Origin of the sequence: Paenibacillus ihuae, from assembly GCF_001368795.1 — a bacterium.
GTDB classification, from domain to species: Bacteria; Bacillota; Bacilli; order Paenibacillales; family Paenibacillaceae; genus Paenibacillus_AQ; species Paenibacillus_AQ ihuae.
On sequence record NZ_LN831199.1, the window covers coordinates 383,453 to 388,995 of the forward strand.

At 51.2% G+C, this 5,543-nt stretch carries 3 protein-coding genes and 1 pseudogene; all 4 read right to left on the reverse strand.

Annotated features, from left to right (window positions below):
- Positions 1-275: 275 nt before the first annotated feature.
- Complete coding sequence (locus tag AQR02_RS21355) at positions 276-1,130, reverse strand: diguanylate cyclase domain-containing protein (RefSeq protein WP_054942445.1); 855 nt, start codon at positions 1,128-1,130, stop codon at positions 276-278.
- Entirely contained in the window at positions 1,120-3,216 is a 2,097-nt protein-coding gene (locus tag AQR02_RS21360) for a cellulose biosynthesis cyclic di-GMP-binding regulatory protein BcsB (RefSeq protein WP_054942446.1), read from the reverse strand. Before AQR02_RS21360 ends, AQR02_RS21355 begins: the two co-directional genes overlap by 11 nt.
- Positions 3,217-3,258: 42 nt before the next feature.
- Positions 3,259-4,509: a glycosyltransferase family 2 protein gene (locus tag AQR02_RS21365; RefSeq protein ID WP_054942447.1), complete on the reverse strand. Its 1,251-nt coding sequence runs from the start codon at positions 4,507-4,509 to the stop codon at positions 3,259-3,261.
- Positions 4,510-4,534: 25 nt separating this feature from the next.
- A pseudogene (locus AQR02_RS21370) lies at positions 4,535-5,543 on the reverse strand (hypothetical protein); the annotation flags it as partial.

The window sequence follows — 5,543 nt, forward strand, 5'->3', positions numbered from 1 at the left end:
TTAAAATTCAAACTGTAAAATTATTACTTTCGTTTAATTTTAGCTCACGTGTTAGGTTCTGCGCATGTCTAGTGGACATTTTCCACCTACTCTACGTAAATTACGGAAATCAAAGGAATTAGATGGAGAAAATCCAACTAAACTCTGAAGCCTGGAAAATTTGCGTTGAACCTTTAGCAACTTACATTAACGCCAAGTCCGGTAAGCTGTTAACCATATGACAAAAAACCCGAGAGGCTCACCGATATGGAGTCGCAACTCGGGTTATTCAAAGTCTACACATCGTACTCCAATTGCTTTTTAGCCTGCACAATGAAATCCAGCGGATTCTCGATTGTCTCGGTCTCGTGCTGCACAGCTCCGATCTTAAGCCCCAGATTCACCTTATATTTGCTCGAGAATTCATGCTCATTCAATTCCTGGAGCTTGTATTTAATCCGTTCGATCACGATTTTGGCACCTTCACGATCTGTAAAGAGCAGCAGCCCCCAGGTAGCGTCCTCCTTATCCAGCAAGTATAGCGCATCATTGGTACGGATGCTGGACTGGCTGAGCTGGGAGACGTCATAAATCGCGTCAGACAGCTGATCCTCTGGAATCAGACGGCGGATTTCACTCCAATACTTCACCTTGATGACAAGCAGCGTGAGCGGAATCCCATAGCGGGTAGAAATCCCTGTAAACAGGCTGGCATCCTTCTGAAAAGCGACACTGTTCCGCAGGTCGGTGTTCTCATCAACGGTAGCCAGATTAGCCGTCGTCTTCTTCAGCCGCTCATTCTCGGCCTCAAGCTCCCGCGAGCTTGAGGTGAAGATCCACAGCACCACCGTAATCAGCGGAACCATGATCAGCCAGAAATACGTGCTGATGCCGATCGTCTCTCCCCGCGACACGGTCTGATAGACGATGAAGAAGCCATAACCGAAGATAAAGGCGAGATTGAGGGCCAGGCCGGCAGTCACCGTGGTGAAATAGGTTACAAGCGCCAGAATAAACGCGATATTCAGAATGATAATATTCTGGATATAATCATTGCCCGAGCCGGCGATAAACACAATACAGATGAACACCAGCACAAGAAAGCCAAGGAACCCCAGATCGGAGACCAGACTGCTGCGGTTACGTCTCATGTCTATCACCACGTTTCTTCATATGTTTACGGAGCAGCAGAAGCAGCGCTACAAGAACCAGGGTAACCACAAGGACCACGGCAATGACGAAACCAAGCACATCGCTGCGCTCCACGATTTGCGATAGTGCGGAGTCAGGCTTTGCCCCCGTAACCGTCTTGAACCTGTACGCGCTGACGTTTCCGTCCTTGTCCGCAACCACACCATCACCATAGACCTTCCACTTATCCTTTTCGCTGGCGATCAGCCTGGAAGCCAGGTAATAATCCCCGGAGTTCACCGCTGTTACCGCCATAAGCCCGCGGCCGCTTTCGTAAGGGGAATCCACCAGCTGCAAAGTTCCAATCTCTGCACCGTACCGCTCTTCAATGCTCATTTTCTCATTGGAAACCAGCGTTGCTCCGTCCTTGCTGTACCTGAAATACAGCTTGTCATTGCTATCCCGGATGACCTTATTGTTCTTATAGGAACCAATGGCCAGAATATTGTTGTTCTTCAGGTTGTCTGCACTGACCTCATCCGTGTAATAATGAATGTCTCCGGTATTCCCACTTGTATATTGACCCAGCAGATTAAAGACATTCGCCAGACTCTGATACGTATAGTCATCCATCTCCTGCGGCAGAACTACGGCAACATGGTTATAGATTCCGTCACGCAGGAACGGATACGGGTAATTGTTAAACAGCAGGTCCGTACGGTCTTTAGTATTCAGATGCAGCAGTGACTCCTTGCCGATATATGCCCAGGGCATCTGCTCCGTATTCGGCGTGCAGACTGCACTCTGCATTTCCAGATCAAAGGCCACCTTCACCGAGAAGTTCCCGGAAATCCCCAGGTTCTGCGGCACCGTCAAGGTCAGCGTGTCGCCATTCGCCAGCTCCTTCGTCAGCTTTTTGCTGCCGATCGGCGTATCATTAATGCTTACCGTAACGAGTGAACGGGCGAAATCCAGATTCTCGGCATAGCGGAAATCGAGACTGATTTTCCCGGAATCGGCAATCGAGCGGTTGGACGGCAAAGAGACGAAATACGTCTGCTCCCGGTGGTTCGGCCCGGATAACTTATCTCCGGTCTCCGTGAGCGTCACATCCGAACTGATGACAGAAGCCGGCTCGTCCACCTCTGTGGCATCATCGATCACCTTCAAATCACTATTCATCTGACTCATCAGCCCGGTGCTCGCAGCCATTCTCCCAGCCTTGATCAGCAGACTCTCGTCCTTCGAGGTTACTACCAGCGTAGGCCGGGTATCCTTGTTCACCAGCTGAATCAGCGCATGTGTGGTCAGATCCTCCGTCCCGCTGAGCTGCTGCTTCAGTTCACCCGGCACATGGTCGTACATGGCGACCAGCACCACCGCATTCTTGCCCTGTACGGAATCTTCCCGGTAAGGCAGCATTCCGATCGTCTTATCCGTCAGGGCATTCCCTTTGGCGAATCCCGACAGGGCATAAGTGGCCGACTCCAGCTCAGCACTGCTGGCATTCACCGGCACCGTCATCAGACTCTTATTGCTCTTTACGGTATCTATTCCGGAGAACCGTTCACTGAAATCACGGATGCCCCCGGTCAGTGCTTTGGAAGTATAGGTCACGGCAATGCCCGAAGTATTGAAAAAGTGCAGCCAGTTATCGGGCGAGTTGTCCACATAACACACCTGATTATTGTCCCCGGCCGTCTTGAGATCACCCTGCAGGGTGAGTGTGTTGCTGTTTTCTTTCAGAAAAGCCTTAGGCGCAGGAATACTCAACATCTGCTCCCCGTTATTGTCCGGAGAAGGACGGAACGAGTAGAAGGGCGTGCCATTCAGCGACAGGGTTACACTTGACTGCTGGTCCTTCGTAATCTGCGAAATTTGGAAGTGCAGATTGATCTTCACACTGTCCACATTCCAGTAATCCATTACCGAAAAATACTGCTGCTGCGCCTCTCCGCCCGAGAGCGAAGTGTCGCTGCCTGTAAAGGAGGTCTCATACGTCAGTTTGCCAGCTCCGGGAAGTGCAGCGGCGGCAGCGGCTGCCGGAAGCTGAATCAGGACAAGGGAGAGGCAGAGCGCCCATATCATCATCTGTTTTTTTATCATCTTCTGTATCTCCTGTATGTCTTATTTCTCTTCCTCCGGCCTTTAATAGCGCTCGGTTTTATACCATTTCGCTTCCCGTTTGAAGATGACATCCTTGAGGTAGTTGTACATTCCATAGGCGGCGACAACCATCCACAGCTGGCAGTACGAGACATACATCAGCAGGATGATCCAAAAGTTCGATAGGCTCATCTCGCCCTTCTCTGTGGTAAGCGTGACGAAGATCCCCACTACAAACAGCACAATGGCCAGCAGCCATAGAAAACTGCTTAGTCCGGCAATCGTCGTATGAACATAACCCATCGCATGCAGCACAAGCAGCAGATCGGAGGTGATCAGCGAGATCAGCAGCAGGAAGTAGATCGACACGTAATATAGAATATCAAACCGGATTCTGGACGCTGTCCGGTCGAACAGCAGCGGCAGGTTTTTGACAATGACATAGACATTCCCCTTCGCCCAGCGGGTCCGCTGCTTGAACCAGACCTTCACGGTCTGCGGCTCCTGCTCCCAGGTCACCGACTTCGGCTGGAACTTGATCCGGTAGCCCATCATATAGATCCGGAAGCTGATTTCGGTATCCTCGGCAATCGCTTTGACGTCCCAGCCGCCGATGTCTTCTACAATCGACCTGCGCATAATAAAGTTCGTTCCGGGAATCGTGCACAGCTTGAACAGCTTCCACCGCCCCGCCTGCGCCATCCACTGAAATGAGAGCGTCTCTATATTAATAAACCGTGTGAGCAGACTGGCATCACGATTGCGGGTTCTGAACTTGCCGATAACGGCGCCGAGGCTTGAATCTGATACAATCTCAGCAACCAGATATTTCAGTGCTGTCCGCTCCGGCGTATTATCGGCATCATAAATGGCAATCAGCTGGCCTCTGCTTCGGGCAAATCCGATGTTGAGCGCATTGGACTTTCCTTTGCCGCCAGTGACAGAATCGGTGTTGATGACCAGCAAATTACGCTGCGGGTTCCGCTCCTGTATATCTCCCAGCAGCTGGGCGCTGTTATCCGATGAGTTATCATTAATGACGATAATCTCATAACGGTCATGCGGGTAATCAAGCGCCAGCAGGGATTCCACGGTTTTGCTGATGACGACACCCTCATTATGCGCGGGAACCATGATGGTCACAAACGGATACTCGCCCTTAATCTCAGGGACACCCTCACTCTCCGTTTGAATGTAATACAAATAACCGGCTATAATCAGGGCCACATTCACCAGCAGCAGCGACCAGATACAGATCACCGCAATCACCATCAGCACGTCTGAGATCGTCATGTTGTTCTCCTAACATAAAAATTGTTCATTTCAGGTATTTCTTCCGGTACAGCCTGTAGCCGACCGTGAGCAGTCCCCCGAAGAGCAGAAGCGCGACGGTAATCACTACGATAAAAAATTTGCTTTGCACACTGAACAATGTCTTGAAGCTTTTGAACTGCTCTTCTTTGTATTGATAATCACTGCTTACCGTTTCCGGCACATAGTCAATATTGAGCGTGTTGCCGTTCACTTTAACAACGCCGTCCGCGGAGCTTACAGTGTTCATATCCGTAGCTACCGTATGGTCAGCCTGCTTATAATCGGCAAAGGTCATCCATAAGTCGTACACAGTCTGCAGCAGCAGCGTAAGTCCGGCCTCATCCTCCGGAAGATTCACTGTAACAGCGGCATCCATCGGCAGCTGCGGCATGGCCTTCCCCTCATGCTTCAGGCTCTGCAGGAATTCCGGCGTTATACTGTACAGCGAGGAGGCAAAGCTTGCGGAAATGTTGGTCTCTTCCGTATGGATCACGTTCTCGTCCGGAAACAGCAACACGGAGTCAAAAAAACCCATGCCAGCTGAAGCATATTCCTTGTCGTAGGTCCAGAAGGCTTCCGCACCCATACCAAGCGGCGCTATGCCGTTCTCGGCCAGCAGATTAATGAACCCGCTCATCTTGCCGCCGAGCGTATGATCACTGCTGTTAATGGAGGGCATCAGGGCCGGAGCATTCACCAGAATGCTTCCGTTCTTCGCCTGAACCACCTTGAGCGCCTTCAAGTACCGCTGCATGGCCGGAAAATCCGTGTTGCTGAATACCGGCCGCACACTGGCGGTGAACGGTATGCCGGCCTCATACAGCCGGCCGGCCAGTTCCTCCAGCAGCGCCAGATCTGAGAACGGATAAATTTCCTTAATCACCAGATAAGGTCCGGCCGCAGAAGCAGCCCCCAGCCAATCCTTCAGCACAGCAGCTGCCGCCAGCACACTGGCATCGCCTTTCTCCAGGTAAGAGATATATGTGAAGTTCCCGGAACTAACAGCATACGGC